Raw genomic sequence first — 20539 nt, forward strand, 5'->3', positions numbered from 1 at the left:
CCATTTGACCTGTGTGCGGATTCCCGATAAGTTGAGGATCCGCTGGAAGCTTTCTCGATGAGCGGTCTGCTCATCATATTTATGCAGTAATTGAGATTCCCTCTGAAGCAAGTCCGCAATACTTGTTTACCGATGCGAAAGGATGTTGAGAGGGCGAATGCGTGGCCTGTGCCCCGCCGCCTTGCTCGAACTGTGCCTGCGCGCAATCGGTATCGGAGTGTCTCCGTAGAGCCTGGGGAGGTTCACTGATATGTTGTACGATAAATCCCTTGAGAGGGATAACTGTGGTTTCGGCCTGATCGCCCACATAGAAGGCGAACCTAGCCACAAGGTAGTGCGTACCGCGATCCACGCACTGGCCCGCATGCAGCACCGTGGTGCTATCCTTGCCGACGGTAAAACCGGTGACGGCTGTGGCCTGCTTTTGCAGAAACCGGACCGTTTCTTCCGTCTGGTCGCCGAAGAGCGCGGCTGGCGTTTAGCCAAAAACTACGCCGTCGGTATGCTGTTCCTGAACAAAGATCCTGAGCTTGCGGCGGCTTCACGTCGCGTCGTTGAAGAAGAGCTTCAGCGTGAAACCCTGTCGATTGTCGGCTGGCGCGACGTGCCAACCAACGAAGGGGTGCTCGGTGAAATCGCCCTCTCCTCGCTGCCACGTATCGAACAAATTTTCGTGAACGCCCCGGCTGGCTGGCGTCCACGTGATATGGAACGTCGCCTGTTCATCGCGCGTCGCCGTATCGAAAAACGTCTTCAGGAAGACAAAGACTTCTACGTTTGTAGCCTGTCGAACCTGATCAATATTTATAAAGGTCTGTGTATGCCGGCGGATCTGCCGCGCTTCTACCTGGACCTCGCGGATCTGCGTCTGGAATCGGCCATCTGCCTGTTCCACCAGCGCTTCTCCACCAATACCGTCCCTCGCTGGCCGCTGGCACAGCCGTTCCGCTATCTGGCGCATAACGGCGAAATCAACACCATCACCGGCAACCGTCAGTGGGCGCGTGCGCGTACTTACAAATTCCAGACCCCGCTGATCCCGGATCTGCACGATGCAGCGCCGTTCGTGAACGAAACCGGTTCTGACTCCAGTTCCATGGATAACATGCTCGAACTGCTGCTGGCAGGCGGGATGGATATCGTGCGTGCCATGCGTTTGCTCGTTCCGCCAGCCTGGCAGAACAACCCGGATATGGACCCGGATCTGCGCGCCTTCTTCGACTTTAACTCCATGCACATGGAGCCGTGGGATGGCCCGGCGGGCATCGTGATGTCCGATGGTCGTTATGCAGCCTGTAACCTGGACCGTAACGGTCTGCGTCCGGCGCGCTACGTCATCACCAAAGACAAGCTCATCACCTGCGCCTCGGAAGTCGGGATCTGGGATTATCAGCCTGATGAAGTGGTAGAGAAAGGCCGCGTGGGCCCGGGCGAGCTGATGGTTATCGACATCCGAGCTGGCCGCATTCTGCATTCTGCGGAAACCGACCACGACCTGAAAATCCGCCATCCGTATAAAGAGTGGATGGAGAAAAACGTGCGTCGTCTGGTGCCGTTCGAAGATCTGCCGGATGAAGAAGTGGGCAGCCGCGAACTGGATGACGACACGCTTGCGAGCTACCAGAAACAGTTTAACTACAGCGCTGAAGAGCTGGACTCCGTTATCCGCGTATTAGGCGAAAACGGCCAGGAAGCCGTCGGCTCAATGGGTGACGATACCCCGTTTGCCGTGCTTTCCAGCCAGCCGCGCATCATTTATGACTACTTCCGTCAGCAGTTTGCGCAGGTGACGAACCCGCCAATCGATCCGCTGCGTGAAGCCCATGTGATGTCGCTCGCCACCAGCATTGGCCGTGAAATGAACGTCTTCTGTGAAGCAGAAGGCCAGGCGCACCGCCTGAGCTTCAAATCGCCTATCCTGCTGTACTCCGATTTCAAACAGCTGACCACCATGCAGGAAGATCATTATCGTGCCGACACGCTCGATATTACTTTCGATGTGAGTGAAGCTACGCTTGAAGAAACCGTTAACGCGCTGTGCGATAAAGCCGAGCAAATGGTCCGTAACGGCACCGTTCTGCTGGTGCTCTCTGACCGTAATATCGCCAAAAACCGTCTGCCGGTGCCTGCGCCAATGGCTGTTGGGGCGATTCAGACGCGTCTGGTCGATAAGAGCCTGCGCTGCGACGCCAACATCATCGTTGAGACCGCAAGCGCCCGTGACCCGCACCACTTTGCGGTGCTGCTGGGCTTCGGCGCGACGGCTATCTACCCGTATCTCGCCTATGAAACCCTGGCGAAGCTGGTCGATAACAAAGCCATCGATAAAGACTATCGCCACGTGATGCTGAACTACCGTAACGGCATCAATAAAGGCCTGTACAAAATCATGTCCAAAATGGGCATCTCGACCATCGCCTCTTACCGTTGCTCCAAGCTGTTCGAAGCCGTCGGTCTGCACGATACCGTAGCCAATACCTGCTTCCAGGGCGTGGTCAGCCGTATCGGCGGTGCCGGGTTTGATGACTTCCAGCAGGATCTGCTGAATCTGTCCAAACGGGCCTGGCTGGCGCGTAAGCCGCTGGATCAGGGCGGTCTGCTGAAATATGTTCACGGCGGCGAATATCATGCCTATAACCCGGACGTGGTTCGCACCCTGCAAGAAGCTGTGCAGAGCGGCGAGTACAGCGACTATCAGCGTTACGCTCAGCTGGTCAACGAACGTCCGGCGGCCACGCTGCGCGACTTGCTGGCGCTGAATCCAGGTGACGAAGCGGTCAGCATCAACGAAGTGGAACCGGCGAAAGAGCTGTTCAAACGCTTTGATACCGCGGCCATGTCCATCGGCGCACTGAGCCCGGAAGCGCACGAAGCGCTGGCTGAAGCGATGAACAGCATCGGCGGTAACTCCAACTCCGGCGAAGGCGGTGAAGATCCTGCGCGTTACGGCACCAATAAAGTGTCACGCATCAAGCAGGTCGCTTCGGGTCGCTTTGGTGTGACACCAGCCTATCTGGTCAATGCCGACGTCATTCAGATTAAAGTCGCTCAGGGTGCAAAACCGGGTGAAGGCGGTCAGTTGCCGGGTGATAAAGTCACGCCGTATATCGCCAAACTGCGTTACTCTGTCCCTGGCGTCACCCTGATTTCGCCACCGCCGCACCACGATATCTACTCTATCGAGGATCTGGCGCAGCTGATTTTCGACCTGAAACAGGTCAATCCGAAAGCGATGATCTCCGTGAAGCTGGTTTCCGAACCGGGCGTCGGCACCATCGCCACCGGTGTAGCAAAAGCTTATGCAGATCTGATCACCATCGCGGGTTATGACGGCGGAACCGGCGCAAGCCCATTGTCCTCCGTGAAATACGCGGGTTGTCCGTGGGAACTCGGTCTGGTGGAAACCCAGCAGGCGCTGGTGGCTAATGGTCTGCGTCATAAGATTCGTCTTCAGGTCGACGGCGGTCTGAAAACCGGCCTGGATATCATCAAAGCGGCGATCCTCGGGGCTGAAAGCTTTGGCTTTGGCACGGGCCCGATGGTCGCGCTCGGCTGTAAATACCTGCGTATTTGCCACCTGAACAACTGTGCAACAGGCGTTGCAACTCAGGACGACAAGCTGCGTAAGAATCACTACCACGGCCTGCCGTTCAAAGTGACCAACTACTTTGAATTTATCGCCCGTGAAGTGCGTGAATTAATGGCGCAGCTCGGCGTGAAACGCCTGGTGGATCTGATTGGCCGTACCGACCTGCTCAAAGAGCTGGACGGTTTCACCGCCAAACAACAGAAACTGGATCTGGCGAAACTGCTGGAAACCGCAGAGCAGCATCCGGGCAAAGCGTTGTACTGCACCGAGAACAACCCGCCGTTCGATAACGGCGTGCTGAACGCGCAGCTGCTGCAACAGGCAAAACCGTTTGTCGACGACAAGCAGAGCAAAACGTTCTGGTTTGATATTCGCAACACCGACCGTTCCGTGGGCGCATCACTGTCGGGCTATATCGCTCAGACCCACGGCGACCAGGGCTTAGCGTCTGACCCGATTAAAGCGCACTTCAGCGGCACCGCAGGCCAGAGCTTCGGCGTGTGGAACGCAGGCGGCGTAGAGCTGCACCTGACGGGCGATGCCAACGACTACGTCGGTAAAGGCATGGCGGGCGGTCTGCTGGCCATTCGTCCTCCGGTGGGTTCAGCCTTCCGCAGCCACGAAGCGAGCATTATCGGTAACACCTGTCTGTACGGCGCAACGGGCGGTCGTTTATACGCAGCAGGCCGTGCGGGTGAGCGTTTCGGCGTGCGTAACTCCGGCGCCATCACCGTGGTCGAAGGCATTGGCGACAACGGCTGTGAATACATGACCGGCGGCATCGTCTGCGTGCTCGGTAAAACCGGCGTCAACTTTGGCGCAGGGATGACCGGCGGCTTCGCTTACGTGCTGGATGAAGACGGTGATTTCCGCAAACGCGTGAACCCGGAACTGGTGGAAGTGCTGGACGTTGAAACTCTCGCTATCCACGAAGAGCATCTGCGTGGGCTTATCACTGAACACGTTCAGTTGACCGGTTCTTCGCGTGGCGAAGAGATCCTGGCGAACTGGCCGGCGTTCTCCGCGAAATTCGCTCTGGTTAAACCGAAGTCCAGCGATGTCAAAGCACTGTTGGGTCACCGTAGTCGTAGCGCCGCTGAGTTGCGCGTGCAGGCGCAGTAAGGAATTCAGATGAGTCAGAATGTTTACCAGTTTATCGACTTGCAGCGTGTTGACCCCCCGAAGAAGCCGCTGAAGATCCGTAAAATTGAATTTGTTGAGATCTACGAAACGTTCTCCGAAGGCCAGGCCAAAGCACAGGCAGACCGCTGCCTGTCCTGCGGTAACCCGTACTGCGAGTGGAAATGTCCGGTTCATAACTACATCCCGAACTGGCTGAAGCTCGCTAACGAAGGCCGTATTTTTGAAGCGGCAGAACTGTCGCATCAGACCAACACCCTGCCGGAAGTCTGCGGCCGAGTGTGCCCGCAGGACCGCCTGTGCGAAGGTTCCTGCACCCTGAACGACGAGTTCGGTGCGGTGACCATCGGCAACATCGAGCGCTATATCAACGATAAAGCGTTCGAAATGGGCTGGCGTCCGGACATGACCGGCGTGAAGCAAACCGGTAAGAAAGTGGCGATCATTGGTGCGGGCCCGGCGGGCCTCGCCTGTGCCGACGTGCTAACCCGTAACGGCGTGAAAGCGGTGGTCTTTGACCGCCATCCGGAAATCGGCGGCCTGCTGACCTTCGGTATTCCGGCTTTCAAACTGGAAAAAGAAGTCATGACCCGTCGTCGTGAAATTTTCACCGACATGGGCATTGAGTTCAAACTCAACGTCGAAGTGGGCCGTGATGTTCAGCTCGACGATCTGCTGGGCGAGTACGATGCGGTGTTCCTCGGCGTTGGCACCTATCAGTCCATGCGTGGCGGCCTTGAAAACGAAGAGGCGAATGGCGTATTTGACGCGCTGCCGTTCCTGATTGCCAACACCAAACAGATGATGGGCTACGGCGAAACAACTGAAGAGCCGTACGTGTCTATGGAAGGTAAGCGCGTTGTGGTTCTGGGCGGTGGCGATACCGCGATGGACTGCGTCCGTACCTCCATTCGCCAGGGCGCAACGCACGTCACCTGTGCTTATCGCCGTGACGAAGAGAACATGCCAGGCTCTAAACGCGAAGTGAAAAACGCGCGTGAAGAAGGCGTGGAATTCCAGTTCAACGTCCAGCCTCTGGGCGTGGAAGTCAATGCCAACGGTAAAGTGAGCGGCGTGAAAATGGCGCGCACTGAAATGGGCGCTCCGGATGCCAAGGGCCGTCGTCGTGCTGAAATCGTGGCAGGTTCTGAGCACGTTGTGCCTGCAGATGCGGTCGTGATGGCGTTTGGTTTCCGTCCTCACAGCATGGAATGGCTGGCGAAGCACAGCGTCGAGCTGGATTCTCAAGGCCGTATTATTGCGCCTGAAGGCAACGAAAACACCTTCCAGACCAGCAACCCGAAAATCTTTGCCGGTGGCGACATCGTGCGAGGGTCGGACCTGGTGGTGACTGCGATTGCCGAAGGTCGTAAGGCTGCTGATGGCATCATGAACTGGCTGGAAGTGTGATCCTCAGCCCTCTCTGTACTCAGAGAGGGCTGTCAGAATTTCAGCGGCAGAAAACGTAAATCCATCAATCTGCCGCGTTTAATCGTAATAAACCCACCTTCGTTCAACGCCTGTAAAACCCTCAGCACATTGCTTCGCGACAGCCGGGCGCGCTCATTGATAAATTTCTGCACGTTGATCCTGCTTCTGACCTCTGCCGGGAATCCCATCAGGGAAGTTAGCTGATGGCGGATAATGTCGTAGGAAGAGGTGCCAACCAGCTGTAAGTCGCGCGCGCAGGCTATTTTCAGGATATAGACCAGAAGCATGGAGATGTTTTGCCAGAACTCTGGGTTGTCCTGTAACGTCTCCAGATAGCGGGCCGGAATGCGAATTCCCCTGCACTCGGTCTGAGCTTTTAACAGAAACAGCTTCTCCTTTTGCAAAGCTTCTGCCAACCCAAATATCGACATCGAGTCTTCCCTTGCTTCGCTGCACAGCAGCTGTAAGCGATCTATCCGGCGATACACAACAAATATTCCGGAAGAAAAAAACCACAGATACGACTCTCCTGAGGTATTAGCGCGATCCAGCACCTGCCCACCCGAAAGGGTAAAGGGTTCACCGTAACGCTCCAGTTCGCGATAGAGTTTATGTATCACCTCACTGGGTCGAACCAGCGAAAGATCGGCTGATAGCTTATTTGCCAGCACGATACGCACCTCATTAAAAGATTGAATAATGGAATATAGAAAGTATAGTCCTGTTTTTGCCATTTCCAAATTAACCCTACTTAATTTGCAGATAAGCCAATATTAATTCACTCCTGTCTCTTTTATTACCAGAGAGAAAGAAATAAAGAGCAAAGACGGCTTGCAGCCCTCTCTCTAAAAGCATTTCTGAAAATCCGAATAAAATCAGACTTCAAATCGCAATATCCCAAATGGGGCATAATTTATTTTGACGATTTATCCTGCTGGCGAATATTATTTTCGCAACTTCACAAGGACTCGCTCCAGTGTAAGTGAGATGAAATGGATTCAACTCCACAAATATAGCAAATTAAATAAAGCTCTCGTTTTACTTTACGTTAAACACTCGCTTTACATTTAATCGGCGTCCACAGGATTAAGATAAACAGGATTTAAAGTAATGAAACTGAACAAATTAGCTGTAGTCATGGGTCTGGTTCTGGCAAGCGGCAGCGTAATGGCAGCCCCTGCTGATATGGGCCACGGTACTGTTACCTTCAGCGGTTCTATTATCGAAGCACCATGCTCAATCACCCCGGAATCCGTTGATCAGACCGTTGACCTGGGTCAGGTATCCAGCACTGCGCTGGCTAACGGTGGCAAATCTGCACCGAAAGCTTTCCAGATCGAACTGAAAAACTGCGATCTCGGCACGCTGACCAAAGTGAAGACTCTGTTCACTGGCGCAACGTCTGCGGGTAACCCGGATCTGCTGGGTATCAGCGGCAGCGCTTCCGGTGCCAGCATTGCTATCACCGATGGCTCAGGCCAGGTGATCGACCTCGGCACCGCATCTGCACCTCAGACTCTGCAGAACGGCAACAACACCCTGTCCTTCTCTGCCTACCTGCAGGGTGACGGTGCCTCTGCTACTGTCGTTCCAGGTGACTTCACCTCTGTCGCTAACTTCTCTATCGCTTACGAGTAAGTAAAACGAGTCGCGGGCAGGGGCTCAACGCCTCCTGCCCGTCGATCGGGAGAAAGCCATGCGAACGAGAATAAAGCCAGCGTTTTCCCTGCTGCTAAGCCTCTTACTGCTGCAATCCACCGCGCAAGCAACCACAGAATGGGACCATGGGCGCGTCAATATGCGGGGTTCTATTGTCGATGCAGCCTGCTCTATCGCCACCGGCGATCGTGTCCAGGCAATTGAAATGGCCACAGAGCCTGTCGGGGCAATCCTGCGCGATGCCAGAGGCACTGACAATAAATTCGATATTCAGCTTTCCAATTGTGTTCTGGCCCGGGATGGCGACGCAACACCTAATCAGAAGCGCTTTAGTCTTACCTTTAGCGGCGGTAACAACGGTGATGATTTTCAGGTGTCCGGGGAAGCGAAAGGGGTAGCCTTACGCATCGCCGATACCCAGAACAATATTGCCAGACCCGGGGTCGCATTATTACCACAAGAGATTGACCCTAAAAATATGACCTTAAATTTTCATATTTTTCTGGTTGGCGACCAACAAATTATTCAGGCAGGGAATTATCGCGCCGCCGTCAACTTCAATATGAACTATTACTGACGCTCTGGTTATTCATATACGCTCACGTGACCAAAACGGGCGTTATTCTGTAGAGACTTATTTAGCATGATACTTTTCATGAGCACCCCATTTCGCCCAAAATCCCTTGCTGTCTTTATTGCACTTGGGATCCCTGGCGCTATTCAGACAGCCCACGCGGCCGATGCCATTGAATTCAATACTGATGTGCTTGATGTTCAGGATCAGCAGAAATTTGATCTCGGCCAGTTTACCCGCGGCGGCTTTATTCTGCCCGGTACCTATAACATGGCCATTCATATTAATAAGCAGACGCTGAGTGAACAGCCGATAGCCTTTATTGCGCCAGAAAACGATCCGAAAGGCAGCGAAGCCTGTTTATCGCCTGAGCAGGTCGCCCTGCTGGGAATTAAAAAAGAGTACGACAATAAGCTCCGCTGGACCCACAGCGGGCAATGTCTTGATTTAACCAGCCTCGACGGTATGCAGGTCGAAGGGGATTTGGGGAACGCCGTCCTTAACGTCAACCTTCCTCAGGCTTATCTGGAATACAGCAACGATTACTGGGAGCCCCCTTCCCGCTGGGATAACGGCATTCCGGGCGTTATTTTTGACTACAACCTCAATTTGCAGGCCGTTCACCAGCAGCGAAGCGGCGACAACAGCGCGAGTCTCAGCGGTAACGGCACCACTGGCTTCAACGTCGGCCCGTGGCGATTTCGCGCCGACTGGCAGTCGCAGCTCGATCGTTCAGACGACAAAAATCAGCCTTCGCAGCATAACTGGGACTGGAGCCGCTTTTACGCCTATCGTCCGCTGCCAACGCTTGGCGCTAAGCTGACGCTCGGGGAGGATTATCTCTCTTCAGGGATGTTCGACAGCTTCCGCTTTACCGGGCTGAGTCTGAACTCTGACGACAACATGCTGCCGCCAAATTTGCGCGGCTACGCGCCGGAAATCACCGGGATCGCCAAAACCAACGCCCGCGTCACCGTCAGTCAGCAGGGGCGTGTGTTGTATGAAACTCAGGTCGCCAGCGGCCCGTTTCGTATTCAGGATTTAAATGATGCGGTCTCCGGCAAGCTGGATGTTCGGGTGGAAGAGCAGGATGGCAGCGTGCAGCGGTTCCAGGTGGACACAGCCAGCATCCCTTATCTGACCCGCCCGGGCACCGTGCGTTATAAATTCGCCAGCGGCCGCCCGACGGACTGGGAACATAAAACCAACGGCCCGCTGTTCGCCACCGGTGAATTTTCCTGGGGGATCAGTAACGGCTGGTCGCTGTACGGCGGCCTGCTCGGCAGCCAGGACTACCAGGCCGCGTCCGTGGGCGTTGGCCGTGACCTGCTGATACTCGGCGCGATTTCCGCCGATATGACCCAGTCACACGCCGTGCTCGATGACGAAGAGAGCAAAAGCGGACGCTCATACCGAATCAGCTACTCCAAGCGTTTTGAAGATCTCGACAGCCAGGTGACCTTCGCAGGCTACCGCTTCTCGGAACGTAATTTTATGAGCATGGCGGACTTTCTTGATGCTCAGGATGACCGCTCCCATACCGGCAGCAGCAAGGAGATGTACACCATCACCTTTAATAAGCAGTTCAGCAGCCTGGGCCTGAGCGCCTATCTGAACTTCAGCCACCAGACCTACTGGGATCAGCCGGACAGCGATCACTACAACCTCTCCCTGTCGCGCTACTTCGATCTCGGCAGCTTTAAAAACCTGAGCCTGTCGCTGACGGCCTACCACGACAACTCATATGGCCTCAAGGACAACGGTGTCTATTTATCGCTGTCGGTGCCGGTGGGCAGCACCGGGACAGCCAACTACGACATGAGCAGCGCCCATGGCGATATCACCAATCAGGTGGGCTACAGCAACCGCATTGATGAGCGGACCAACTATCAGCTACGCACCGGGGTCTCCGGCGAGGGCAAAGCGCTGGCCTCCGCCTACCTCAATCACCAGGGCGATTACGCACAGAGCAACATGAACCTGAGCTATCAGGCCGGGGAGTACAGCTCTCTCGGAATGTCGCTCCAGGGGGGCCTTACCGCCACTACGAAAGGCGTGGCACTTCACCGCAGCGCAAGCGCCGGTGGCACAAGATTGATGCTGGATACCGACGGTGTCGCCGACGTGCCGGTTCGCGGCAACGGCAGCGTGACGCATACCAACCGCTTTGGTACCGCCGTAACCACCGATGTGAACAGCTACTACCGCAACAAGGCCAGCGTGGATCTCAATCTGCTGGCCGATAACGCCGAAGTCACCCACTCGGTGATGGAAGCCACGCTGACCGAAGGGGCCATCGGCTACCGGAAATTTGACGTGATTGCCGGAGAAAAAGCGATGGCAATAGTCCGCCTCGCCGACAGCGGTGCGCCACCGTTTGGCGCCAGCGTCCTGAACAGCAAGCACCAGGAGTCCGGGATCATCAACGATGGCGGCAGCGTTTACCTCAGCGGGATTAACCCGGGCGAATCGATGACCGTGAACTGGGACGGTAAAGCCCAGTGCGCCGTCGATCTGCCGAAGAAACTGGCGACGGCTGAACTGGCAAGCCTGCTGCTGCCCTGCCGCGCGCTGAACGCCAGAGAACTCGCGCAGGCCACGGCGAAAACCAGCAATACCCATTAATCACCGCCTGCCTGCGGGCGGGCCTGAAAGACATGAATGAAGGAAAGGTAGCACCATGAAACGTTTGATACTCACCCCAACCACCACCCTGATCGCCCTGCTCGGGATGGTGATTGCCCAGCAGGCCAGCGCGGCCATTGCGCTCGATCGCACCCGCGTCATCTACCCCGGCGGGGACAAATCGGTCAGCCTCTCCGTCAGCAATCAGAACAAGCAGCTGCCCTATCTGGCACAAGGCTGGATTGAAGACGCCCAGGGCAACAAAATTCAGTCGCCGCTGACGGTGCTGCCGCCGGTCCAGCGCATTGAACCCGGCGCCAAAAGCCAGGTGAAAATCCAGGGGCTGCCTGCCGCCAACCTGCTGGCCCAGGATAAAGAGACCCTGTTCTATTTCAACCTGCGCGAAATCCCGCCGCGCAGCAGCAAACCGAACACACTGCAAATCGCCCTGCAAACGCGGGTTAAGCTGTTTTACCGCCCTAAGGCGCTGATGCAGGCCACCTCCGGCACCCCATGGCAGGAAAAGATCACCCTGACCCGGGTGGGGGATAGCTATCAGGTCAACAACCCTTCGCCTTACTACATCACGCTGATTGACGGCAGCCGCTCGCTGAAAGGCCCTTCCATCGCTCATTTCGAGCCGTTGATGGTGGCCCCAAAGGACAAAGGAACGCTGAAAGCCAGCGCCAGCGCGCTCGGCGATAACCCGGTGCTCACTTGGGTCAACGACTTTGGCGGCCGTCCTAAGCTGCAGTTCACCTGCTCCGGCACGCTGTGTAGCGCCAAAGGCGTCGAAGAAAGCAAGGCTCAATAAGAGCAAGGAAACGTTGCCATGAAACACACCCTTCAGACATTTTGTACGAGGGCGCCACTCGCCCTGGCAGTCGCCGCCGCGCTGCTGCCCTCCGTCGTTTGCGCCACGACGGCGACGGAGACCCTGAGTCAGGATGGTCAGAGCGGCATGCTGTATGTCTCCGGCGTGCTGACCGAAAGCACCTGTCGGCTGGATATGGCTTCCGCTCATCAGGAGATCTCGCTCGGGCAACTGAGCACGAATGAACTGAAACAGCCGGGAGACGAAACCGCCTCGGTAGCCGTTCAGCTAAACCTTCACGACTGCGTGCGCCGCTCCGGCAGTATTCGCAATGCGCGCACCGGAACGCTGCTCTGGGGCGATCAGCAGCCGGTCGCCACGGTGAGCTTTATTGCGCCAGCGAATGAGGAAAACCCAAAGCTGGTCAAAATCACCGGGGCGAAAGGCTTCGGACTGCGGATTGTCGACCAGCGTCGCCGTCCTGTTCAACTGGGGAGCCGTTCGATACCGCTGTATCTCTCACCCGGTGAAAATCAGCTGACCTATTACGTTTCAGCGCAGCGCACGGCGGAGCTGCTGGAGGCGGGAGCCTGGCAGAGCCAGATAGGCTTCCGGTTGAACTATGACTAAGGCCGGACAGATGAAGACGTCATTCCGCTTGCTGTGCTGCGGCCTGTTACTGCTGCCGATCTCCTCTTTTGCGGTGAATGTCAATGTCAGCGTTCACATCGTCGCCGCCCCTTGCAAAATCAACGATGGCCAGAGCGTTGACGTTGATTTCGGCGATATCGGGATCAACAAGGTGGATGGCAATAACTATCGTCGGGAGCTGCCCTACACCATGGACTGCGACAGCAACAGCGGCAACATCGCCCTGGTCATGCAGGGCACGCCGGTCGCCTTCGACAGCGATGCTGCCACGATCAACAGCTCGCTGGCTGGGCTCGGGGTCAAGTTCTGGCTGGATGACCAGGCGTTCAAAATAAATACCCCGGCACCGGTCAGCCCCACTGCGCTGCCAAAGCTTTACGCGGCACCGTTTAAAGACACCTCGGCGACACTAAGCTCAGGTGACTTTGCTGCCACCGCGACGCTGGTCGCGATTTATCAATAGGGTTAAGCATGATGATAAAAATGTTCCCGTTAACCCTGTGTCTGCTGCTGTCAGCAACGGTGGCACAGGCCGCCGACGGTTCCGAATACAAGTTTCATGGCCGCCTGGTAGCAGAGCCCTGCACCCTGCTGGCGGAGGACGAAGCCATTAGCGTCGATTTTGGCACGGTCATTGATAAAGACCTCTACCTCAATCAGCGCGGCAACGGCAAACCGTTCACCCTGCACTTGCAGGACTGCGATACCACCCAGGGTGCAAGCGTAAAGATGAAATTTAGCGGCACGGAAAGCAGCACCTTACCAGGGTTACTGTCAGTGAGCGGCGTAAGCGGTGTCGCTATTGGGCTGGAGACCCCCGAGGGTGCTCCACTGCCGCTAAACCAGGCTGGAACGCCGTTTACCTTACAGAATGGCAATAATACGCTGACGGTCAAAGCCTATATTCAGGGCGAACCAAGTGCTATTGCCAGTCATTCTATTGGCCATGGTGAGTTTACCTCAGTGGCTACATTTGAGCTTATCTATGAATAATATATCCGCAACAGACAGACATCGGGATAATTCCTCCCATTTCTTCTCATTATTGTTTTATAAAAAGAGCCTGATCCTTATCAGTGTAATATTCATGCTTTTCACGCCTAAGAGTTTCAGCGCTCTTATCATCACCAGTGTTAGAACTGACGTCGCCTATCTCGGCAACGACCCTTTATTGGGATATTTCCAGGCCATAGGCTATTATATATATACTTGGCAGAAAGTCTCAGGACCAGAAGATAATAACCCTGTCCCCGCCGGATATTTATACTATGGTCCAGTCGCACAAGATCGTGATATCTATGTTTCACAAAGTTCACCTTACAAGCCACAAGGAGGTCCTCTGCCAGATTATATTCTTTATGTTCGCATTTACCCGGGAGATAAGTGGAAAGATGTAGAGGAGCGTTGGTTGCTCAGCGCGGGAGGTGCAACATCTTCGTATGCGTCATTACCTTTTCCTCCCAGAACGGAGCCTGTTATTACCGCTTGTATGAAATTCATCGCAGCTGAAGTGGAGCTTGCGGCTGGCATGCAGTATTCTTCAGCTACAACCAATGGTTCTCCACCCTGCGTAGGCGCACCGCCACTGGAAAGCCCAAAATGTAATATCACAAACGATATCAACTTAAACTTTGGCACACTGAATTCAGGAAGTGAAGCTGGGGCGGAAGCAACCACAACGGCAACCATCAATTGCGATCTGAATGCCACATTAAAAATGTATGATGCAACCGGACAAAATGGAGTTGTTGATTTAGGAGGTGGCCTTAAGGCTAAAACACTCATTGATGGGGTTGAATTACCCGTGTCCGGTAAACAAGTGAGCAAGGGCTCCACGACACTAACTGTCAGCGCTAAAATTGAAGGGCAAGATGCTCCCCCCGGCGATTATTCCGGCAGCTACCCTCTGATTATTGAATATCAATAAATGAACACGCGTTTGCCAAAAAGCTGCCAGCTCCTGCTGGCAGTTTATTTTCTTCTGATATTGCATTGTTATCTCCCCAATAACGGCGGCAACGGTTTTGTTTTTCCTGCAAACCTTGTTGGGATGATGGTTATCGCCTGCCTGACGCTGCTGCTTCTGTGGCACAGCCGTCGTAACTCCGTTTGCTACAGCTCTGGTGTTTTCCGCCTGATGGCCTTTAGCGCCTGCCTGCTGGCGGTGCCACTGTTGTGGAGCGATGAGCCCTGGCGCAGTCAGGCTTTGCCCCGCTTTCCTGGACTGTTTGCTGCCGTGGCGCTCTATTACGCTTTGCTCCAGTGCCGTTTTTCGCGGCGCGACCGCCAGACGGTGCTGACCCTGCTGCTGGCCGCCGCCGTCATTGAGGCGCTGCTGGGGCTGGCGCAGTATCTGCTTTTCAGCCCCGATAACTTTATGGGCTACAACACCCGGGTAAACCGCCCCTACGGCATCTTTCAGCAGGTCAACGTGATGGCAAGCTTTATCGCCACCGGGCTTGCACTGGCGCTGTATCTGATGCTGCGGGCTCGTCAGCACATCACGCTGCTGCTGGGCGGAAGCATGCTGCTGCTCGGCCCCTGGCTGCTGCTGATTATTGCCTCCCGCATCGGCCTGCTTGCTGCCTTTATCGTGACTCCGCTTCAGCTGATGGCGCTGGCGCAGCGCGATCGCCGTCGGGCAGGCTGGGCTGTCGCGCTGCTGCTGATCGGGGCCGGGCTGGGTTTTCTCAGTATCGCTCTCAACGGAGCAGGTCGTGAAGTCAGCGACCCGACCACCGTCGGCTACCGGCTGGCTATCTGGCACACCACCCTGCAAATGATTGCCGACAGGCCGCTGGCGGGCTGGGGCTACGGCCATTTCCACGCCACATTTCTGGAGTCTCTTTCCCGGCTGAGCACGCCACTGCCGATCGAGCTGGATGTCCGCCATCCTCATAACGAGAGCCTGCTGTGGTGGATGGAGGGCGGGATAGTGACGGCGATGGCAATCGCGGTGCTGATTTTTGGTCTCGCGCTGGTGATGGCAAAATCACTCCGGCTTTTCAGGCCGGGTGCCTGCCGACGATTTGCCACTTCGCCGTGGCTGCTGCTGGTCCCGATTGTGCTGCATACCCAGGTGGAGCTGCCGCTGTATCAGTCTGCGGCTCACGCTCTGGTTATGCTGCTGGTCCTGCGAGTCTGCGATCGCCGCCGGACAGCCGCACTTTCCGGCGTTGCGCTCCCCGTACGCTATACGCTGATGGCGTGGAGCACCCTGCTGTTGCTCTATATGGCAGGTGGGCTGTGGGTGTCGCAGCAGCTGGTAAAGTCAGAGCGTGAGGGGTTAAGGCATCTTCAGCCACTGGCGGCTATTGGTTTTCCTCACCCGCTGGCTTCCCGGCTGACGTGGGATCTTCGCCTGGGTGAACTGTTGCAGTATCAGGCCCGGCAGGATCCGCAAATCCTCAACCGCTACCGCCAGTGGGCGGAACAGCAGATCCAGCTGGAGCCGGACGCGAATCTCTATCTCAACCTGATTGCCATTTGCCGGTTGCAGGACGACCCGCAGGCCGCCGCCTGGTTTTTGCAACAGGCACGGCGACTGTTTCCGGATGAGCAGCGGTTTCGATAGCTTTTTCCCTCTCTGCCCGGAGAGGGCAGTCAGAATTTCAGCGGCAGGTATTTCAGGTTTAATAACCTGCCGCGTTTCACCGTAATATACCCGCCACTGTTTAATGCATTTAATATCTTCAGTGTATTACTGCGTGATAAACGCGTTCTTTCACTGATATAAGTCTGAACGTTTATTTTCAATCTGACATCCGCCGGATAGGCCATTAACGAGATCAGCTGATGGCGAATGATATTATAGGATGGGACACCGACTAATTGGCGATCGCGGTTAATCGCCAGCTTAACGAAATAAGCGACAAGTTGAGAAATATCTCGCCACAATTCTACAGAGTTGTCGTTGCTCATCAAATAGTGTGCAGGCAGCCGCCTCCCTTTACACTCACTCTCAGCCCGCAACGTGCAAAGTCTTTCTCCATCCAGAGCCTCTATAAGTCCGTATATTGACATTGCGCTTTCTGATGCCTGGCTGGTCAATAGCTGCAGACCATCCACCTGACGGGAAATGCTGAAGACCCCTGACGTAAAAAACCACAGCCAGGGCTGTCCATCCAGGCTTGAGTGTTCCAGAACTCGCCCTTCTGGTAACGTAAAAGGTTCACAATGGAGCGCAAACGCCTCAGAAAGACGTTTGATAATCTCCCCTGGTCGTATTGGCATGTAGTCAGCAGGCAACCCTGCCGCCGTCGTTTTTCTTCTCATCGTGTTGCCAGCCCTGCTATTAATAGTGTTCGTTGCACCTGGAAGAGAGGTACAGTCACCGTGCGCGTACAATTATTATATCCTATTGTTATAGCCCGATAACTGAAAATCTATGGCATTGATAAAATGTAAGCCAAAAAAAACCGTCACGCTCGTGACTGAACCAGGAATGCCGACCAGGATGTCCTGTAGCCAATATTGCCACAGTCTTTTACAATGAAAAAGTAAATTAAATGTTAATCTTCAATGCCAATTAACTTTTACGGGAATTAATACTTATTTAAGGAATACAACGCAAAAGGAGATTGTCTCAAATGGAACTTTTGGTTTGTTTGACTCATTTCTTAGCGCTGTGTAGCATTCAGACAAAACCAAGTAATATTATTAATTCAGTTTTTCCAGGTATATTCCATCAATATTTACCTCAATAAAAACTAAGTAATTTATTAATTAGGTTTTTATAAAACACATCAATCATCAAAGGGAATAGTATATGAAATACAATGGCCTGTTAGTTTGTCTGGGAATGACTGCAACCTTAATCAGTGGTGCAACGTTTGCAAACGGGAAAATTACTTTTTCGGGTTCTATTACTAATGCACCTTGCTCTATTACTGCAGATAGCCTCGATCAAACCGTCAGAATGGGTGAGATCAGCAGCGCGCTGCTGCAAGGGAGCAACTCAGCCCCAGCAGAGCAGTTTCAGCTGGATCTGGTTAACTGCGACGTGACCGCCGCTAACGATGAAGTTCAGGTGGAATTTAGCGGTACTGCTGCACCAGGGGTTACCGATAACCTGGGTATCTCAGGAACTGCGGCTGGTGCCAGCATCACGTTTTCCGATGCTGCTGGCAATAAAATCAAGCTGGGTGATAAATCTACCATCCGTAAACTGACTGCGGGTAGCAACACGCTGGCCTTCAATGCCGCTCTTCAGGGGAATGGCCCTTCTGCGGTTATCGTCCCCGGTGATTTCACCGCGATCGCTGACGTAAAACTGTCTTACCAGTAACACGGCGCACGGAAACGTGAGCTCCATTACTTAACGTCATTAAAGCACCTGTTCGCTATATTTCATTTTTGAAATAGAACAGGTGTAATACTTTAAAAAAAACCTCCATCACCTGACGTATGCATTCGGGTGATGCGATAAGCTTTAAAATATTATAATCATCAGCACAACATCATTTTATATTTTAGCCAGCTAAGTAAAGACATTTAAACATAAGCACTTCTGGCAGGTAACACTCATGGAAAATAATAGCAAGGAAGATTTTAAAAAAAGGAAACGTTATCCTTTTCATCCACACCTCTATTTCATTCTCTTATCGGGAAGCTTTTTCAGCCCCCAGATATCAGCAGCGGAGGAAGAAATAGAATTCAATACCGATATTCTCAATATTCACGAAAAACAGCAGTTTGATGCCAGCCGTTTTAGCCGCGGTGGTTACATCATGCCCGGCACCTACAACATGGTGATCCGCCTGAATGGGCAGAATTTACCTGAGCAATCCATTGTTTATCTTGCGCCGGAAAACCGCCCGACAGAGAGTGAAGTTTGCCTCTCTCCGCAGCAGGTGGGGATGTTTGGCCTGAAGGAAGCGTTGACTAAACAGCTAACATGGAGCCACAACGGGCAGTGTCTGACGCTGGAAAGCCTGCCAGGAATGCAGGCCAAAGGCGATCTCAGTAGCTCAAAATTACTGGTTACGTTGCCCCAGGCTTATCTGGAATACAGTGATGTAAACTGGGATCCCCCTTCCCGCTGGAATGACGGGATCCCCGGCATCCTGCTGGATTACAACTTCAATTTACAGTCTATCCACCAACAGCAGGGTAGCGATAATACCAGCCTCACCGGAAACGGCACGGCGGGAGTTAACGTCGGGCCCTGGCGTCTGCGCGCCGACTGGCAGTCGCGTCAGGAGAGCGGCTCAGATAAAAACTCGTCACTCTACAAAAAGTGGGAATGGACGCGTTTTTATGGCTATCGCCCGTTGACTCGCCTTGGCGCAAAGCTGGCATTTGGCGAAGGTTTTCTTAACTCTGCGATTTTCGACAGCTTTAGCTTCACGGGTCTCAGTCTTGATACCGATGACAGCATGCTGCCGCCAAATCTGCGTGGCTACGCGCCCGAAGTTTCCGGCATTGCCAAAAGCAACGCCCGGGTCACGATCAGCCATCAGGGGCACATACTTTACGAAACTCAGGTTCCCCCTGGCCCATTTCTTATTCAGGATCTCAACCAATCCGTCTCCGGCTTGCTGGATGTGAAAGTCCAGGAGCAGGACGGGAGCATTTACCAGTTTCAGGTGAGCACCGCCTCGATTCCTTATCTGACACGTCCGGGGCTGGTGCGCTATAAGCTGGCAAGCGGTCGCCCGTCGGACATCAACCACAAAACGAACGGCCCGCTGTTTGCCTCCGGTGAGTTTTCCTGGGGTATCAGCAATGGCTGGTCGCTGTTTGGCGGCCTGCTGGCCAGCGACAGCTATCGCGCCCTCGCCGCAGGTTTTGGTCGCGATCTGTTCCGGTTTGGTGCGATCTCTTTTGACGTCACCCAGTCGCACGCTGAGCTGGATAAAGAAGGCACGAAACAGGGCCGCTCGTGGCGGGTGAACTACTCCAAGCACTTTGACGAACTTAACAGTCAGATTAGCTTCGCAGGCTACCGCTTCTCCGAAAAAGAGTTCATGAGCATGAACGAATACCTCGACATCCAGCAACGAGGTATAGCAAATGACGGAAACAGCAAAGAAGCCTACACCCTCAACCTCAGCAAGCAGTTCAGCGACTCAGGCCTGAGTACTTACCTGAGCTACAGCCATCAGACCTACTGGGATCGCCCATCCAGCGACCGCTACACCCTGTCGCTGGCGAAAAACTTTGACCTTGGACGATTCAAGAACCTCAACATCTCACTGTCTGCCTATCACGATCGCTCTGAATATCGTAGAGACGACGGGATGTATCTGTCACTCACCGTCCCTCTGAGTTCAGGCGCAACGGCCAGCTATAGCATGAATTCATCATCAGGCGATGTGACTCACCAGGCGGGCTATCAGGGTCGCGTCGGCCAATACGATAACTACCAGCTCAATGCCGGTCTCACCGGTAGCCGCCCGCAGTTTAACGGCAACTACTCCCACTATGGCGACGCTGCCCAGTCAGACTTCACCGCCAGCTACGTGCAGGATCAGTATCAGTCGTTTGGCGCTTCACTGCGTGGGGGGGCAACGGCCACTCTGGAAGGGGCTGCCTTGCATCGCATAAATGCGCCAGGCGGGACAAGAATGATGATTGATACCGGCGGCGCCCGCGATGTGCCGGTCGCCGCTTATGGCCTGAGCAGCCGATCCAACCGCTTTGGTAAAGCCGTGCTGACCGATGTGAACCATTACTACCGCAACCGGGCCAGTATCGACGTTAACGGCTTAAACGATGAAACAGAAATCAGTGATTCGGTCTTTGAATCCACCCTGACCGAAGGCGCAATTGGCTATCACGCTTTTGACGTGGTGTCGGGGCAAAAAGCGATGGCGCTCATCAGACTGGCAGACGGCAGCGTGCCACCTTTTGGCGCACAGGTGGCGAATGCCCGGCGCCAGGGGGTGGGAATAGTCAATGACGACGGCACCGTCTGGTTAAGCGGGCTGAGGGCAGGCGACAGACTGACACTCTCCTGGGACAACCAGGAGCAATGTCGCGTGACGCTCCCGGATCCGCTGAAGATCGATAGCACCGCACAGCTTCTGCTTCCTTGCAAAAAATGATCTCCCTT

At 54.5% G+C, this 20539-nt stretch carries 15 protein-coding genes; 13 read left to right on the forward strand and 2 right to left on the reverse strand.

Features of this window, described 5'->3' with window-relative positions:
• Positions 1-250: 250 nt before the first annotated feature.
• Positions 251-4711 carry a glutamate synthase large subunit gene (gene gltB / locus ACRCWW_RS01885; protein WP_438680878.1) on the forward strand — a complete coding sequence of 1487 codons (4461 nt, stop codon included), beginning with the start codon at positions 251-253 and terminating at the stop codon, positions 4709-4711.
• A gap of 9 nt (positions 4712-4720) precedes the next feature.
• The gene (locus tag ACRCWW_RS01890) at positions 4721-6139 is read left to right on the forward strand and encodes a glutamate synthase small subunit (protein ID WP_438680879.1); all 1419 of its coding nucleotides are present in this window, start codon (positions 4721-4723) and stop codon (positions 6137-6139) included.
• A 32-nt stretch (positions 6140-6171) separates the two neighbouring features.
• Here ACRCWW_RS01890 and ACRCWW_RS01895 read toward each other — a convergent pair whose 3' ends face one another.
• Entirely contained in the window at positions 6172-6894 is a 723-nt protein-coding gene (locus tag ACRCWW_RS01895; protein ID WP_438680880.1) for a helix-turn-helix domain-containing protein, read from the reverse strand.
• A gap of 376 nt (positions 6895-7270) precedes the next feature.
• Between ACRCWW_RS01895 and ACRCWW_RS01900 the strand changes: the two genes are divergently transcribed.
• From ACRCWW_RS01900 to ACRCWW_RS01940, 9 genes are all read left to right on the forward strand, one after another.
• A complete protein-coding gene (locus ACRCWW_RS01900; RefSeq protein WP_438680881.1) occupies positions 7271-7798 on the forward strand; it encodes a fimbrial protein in 528 nt (175 codons plus the stop codon).
• 58 nt (positions 7799-7856) lie between these two features.
• Positions 7857-8396 (forward strand): fimbrial protein, encoded by a 540-nt coding sequence (locus tag ACRCWW_RS01905; RefSeq protein WP_438680882.1) that lies wholly within the window; start codon positions 7857-7859, stop codon positions 8394-8396.
• Positions 8397-8474: 78 nt separating this feature from the next.
• A complete protein-coding gene (locus tag ACRCWW_RS01910; RefSeq protein ID WP_438680883.1) occupies positions 8475-11018 on the forward strand; it encodes an outer membrane usher protein in 2544 nt (847 codons plus the stop codon).
• A 55-nt stretch (positions 11019-11073) separates the two neighbouring features.
• Entirely contained in the window at positions 11074-11832 is a 759-nt protein-coding gene (locus ACRCWW_RS01915) for a fimbria/pilus periplasmic chaperone (RefSeq protein ID WP_438680884.1), read from the forward strand.
• Positions 11833-11850: 18 nt separating this feature from the next.
• On the forward strand, positions 11851-12462 hold the full coding sequence (locus ACRCWW_RS01920) for a fimbrial protein (protein WP_438680885.1): 612 nt from the start codon (positions 11851-11853) through the stop codon (positions 12460-12462).
• Positions 12463-12472: 10 nt separating this feature from the next.
• The gene (locus ACRCWW_RS01925) at positions 12473-12946 is read left to right on the forward strand and encodes a fimbrial protein (protein WP_438680886.1); all 474 of its coding nucleotides are present in this window, start codon (positions 12473-12475) and stop codon (positions 12944-12946) included.
• 8 nt (positions 12947-12954) lie between these two features.
• Entirely contained in the window at positions 12955-13476 is a 522-nt protein-coding gene (locus ACRCWW_RS01930; RefSeq protein WP_438680887.1) for a fimbrial protein, read from the forward strand.
• A complete protein-coding gene (locus ACRCWW_RS01935; protein ID WP_438680888.1) occupies positions 13469-14410 on the forward strand; it encodes a hypothetical protein in 942 nt (313 codons plus the stop codon). The genes ACRCWW_RS01930 and ACRCWW_RS01935 overlap by 8 nt, the downstream gene beginning before the upstream one ends.
• A complete protein-coding gene (locus ACRCWW_RS01940; protein ID WP_438680889.1) occupies positions 14411-16057 on the forward strand; it encodes a Wzy polymerase domain-containing protein in 1647 nt (548 codons plus the stop codon). It begins immediately after the preceding gene.
• 29 nt (positions 16058-16086) lie between these two features.
• Here the strand turns inward: ACRCWW_RS01940 and ACRCWW_RS01945 are convergent, their stop codons facing one another.
• Positions 16087-16758, reverse strand: coding sequence for a helix-turn-helix domain-containing protein (locus ACRCWW_RS01945; protein WP_438680890.1), 672 nt, complete (start codon positions 16756-16758; stop codon positions 16087-16089).
• Between the two features lie 493 nt (positions 16759-17251).
• Here ACRCWW_RS01945 and ACRCWW_RS01950 point away from each other — a divergent pair, with 493 nt between their 5' ends.
• Entirely contained in the window at positions 17252-17770 is a 519-nt protein-coding gene (locus ACRCWW_RS01950; RefSeq protein ID WP_438680891.1) for a fimbrial protein, read from the forward strand.
• 238 nt (positions 17771-18008) lie between these two features.
• Positions 18009-20531 carry an outer membrane usher protein gene (locus tag ACRCWW_RS01955; protein ID WP_438680892.1) on the forward strand — a complete coding sequence of 841 codons (2523 nt, stop codon included), beginning with the start codon at positions 18009-18011 and terminating at the stop codon, positions 20529-20531.
• Positions 20532-20539: the final 8 nt, after the last annotated feature.

The sequence above is a fragment of the Scandinavium sp. genome, from assembly GCF_051650185.1.
GTDB lineage: Bacteria > Pseudomonadota > Gammaproteobacteria > Enterobacterales > Enterobacteriaceae > Scandinavium.

Excerpts from the sequence above, each read along its gene's own strand:
- gltB (WP_438680878.1), top strand. The coding sequence starts at position 251 with ATGTTGTACGATAAATCCCTTGAGAGGGATAACTGTGGTTTCGGCCTG.
- ACRCWW_RS01890 (WP_438680879.1), top strand. The coding sequence starts at position 4,721 with ATGAGTCAGAATGTTTACCAGTTTATCGACTTGCAGCGTGTTGACCCC.
- ACRCWW_RS01895 (WP_438680880.1), bottom strand. The coding sequence starts at position 6,894 with ATGGCAAAAACAGGACTATACTTTCTATATTCCATTATTCAATCTTTT.
- ACRCWW_RS01900 (WP_438680881.1), top strand. The coding sequence starts at position 7,271 with ATGAAACTGAACAAATTAGCTGTAGTCATGGGTCTGGTTCTGGCAAGC.
- ACRCWW_RS01905 (WP_438680882.1), top strand. The coding sequence starts at position 7,857 with ATGCGAACGAGAATAAAGCCAGCGTTTTCCCTGCTGCTAAGCCTCTTA.
- ACRCWW_RS01910 (WP_438680883.1), top strand. The coding sequence starts at position 8,475 with ATGAGCACCCCATTTCGCCCAAAATCCCTTGCTGTCTTTATTGCACTT.
- ACRCWW_RS01915 (WP_438680884.1), top strand. The coding sequence starts at position 11,074 with ATGAAACGTTTGATACTCACCCCAACCACCACCCTGATCGCCCTGCTC.
- ACRCWW_RS01920 (WP_438680885.1), top strand. The coding sequence starts at position 11,851 with ATGAAACACACCCTTCAGACATTTTGTACGAGGGCGCCACTCGCCCTG.
- ACRCWW_RS01925 (WP_438680886.1), top strand. The coding sequence starts at position 12,473 with ATGAAGACGTCATTCCGCTTGCTGTGCTGCGGCCTGTTACTGCTGCCG.
- ACRCWW_RS01930 (WP_438680887.1), top strand. The coding sequence starts at position 12,955 with ATGATGATAAAAATGTTCCCGTTAACCCTGTGTCTGCTGCTGTCAGCA.
- ACRCWW_RS01935 (WP_438680888.1), top strand. The coding sequence starts at position 13,469 with ATGAATAATATATCCGCAACAGACAGACATCGGGATAATTCCTCCCAT.
- ACRCWW_RS01940 (WP_438680889.1), top strand. The coding sequence starts at position 14,411 with ATGAACACGCGTTTGCCAAAAAGCTGCCAGCTCCTGCTGGCAGTTTAT.
- ACRCWW_RS01945 (WP_438680890.1), bottom strand. The coding sequence starts at position 16,758 with ATGAGAAGAAAAACGACGGCGGCAGGGTTGCCTGCTGACTACATGCCA.
- ACRCWW_RS01950 (WP_438680891.1), top strand. The coding sequence starts at position 17,252 with ATGAAATACAATGGCCTGTTAGTTTGTCTGGGAATGACTGCAACCTTA.
- ACRCWW_RS01955 (WP_438680892.1), top strand. The coding sequence starts at position 18,009 with ATGGAAAATAATAGCAAGGAAGATTTTAAAAAAAGGAAACGTTATCCT.